This window comes from Rhodoferax ferrireducens (assembly GCF_003347515.1).
Classification (GTDB): domain Bacteria; phylum Pseudomonadota; class Gammaproteobacteria; order Burkholderiales; family Burkholderiaceae_C; genus Rhodoferax.
In genome coordinates this window covers 1-500 of sequence record NZ_QEII01000102.1, presented here as the reverse complement: position 1 = coordinate 500, position 500 = coordinate 1, and the positions used below count along the sequence as shown (strand labels likewise).

General features: G+C 55.6%; 1 protein-coding gene and 1 pseudogene. Both read right to left on the bottom strand.

What is annotated here, in order from left to right:
• A pseudogene (locus C5P05_RS34195) lies at nucleotides 1-161 on the bottom strand (LysR family transcriptional regulator); the annotation flags it as partial.
• A gap of 109 nt (nucleotides 162-270) precedes the next feature.
• On the bottom strand, nucleotides 271-500 hold a 230-nt coding region (locus C5P05_RS00425), incomplete at its 5' end, for an alpha/beta fold hydrolase (protein ID WP_114967983.1).

Here is a 500-nt window from a genome sequence, read left to right as displayed (position 1 = left end):
TCCGGACCCATCGTGTTCGCAATGACACCAGTCTCCAGATCGACAGTCCCTTCACGCAAAGGTGCGCTGTCTTTGTCTAGTTTTTGCACAAAGCGCAGTCGTACGCCAGGAGCCTCTAAGCTGGTGCAAGCAATGAGGTCAGGTCCGGAATTTTCTGCAAAACGGGGTTGTACGCCCTAATCCACGAAAATTTCAGAGTCTCCGGTTTTCGCAGCGTCCCAGCATCTTCTGACCGTCTTGGCGCAGCGCGCCGTCAGGGCCAATATGCCGCTAAAGGGTCTGGCGCGCGCGGTGTGTGTTATCTGCGATGACTCCGGCCACAAACCCAAACAGCGATGGTGGAAAATCGTGGCCCATTCCCTCGACGATGAGAAGTTCGGCTCCTTTAATATTGGCCGCCGTGTCCTTCCCAGCTTCCGGGGGAACTAGTGGGTCGTCTGACCCATGCAACACAAGCGTCGGAGCACTTATGTTGGCTAGTCGTGATCTTAAGTCACCGG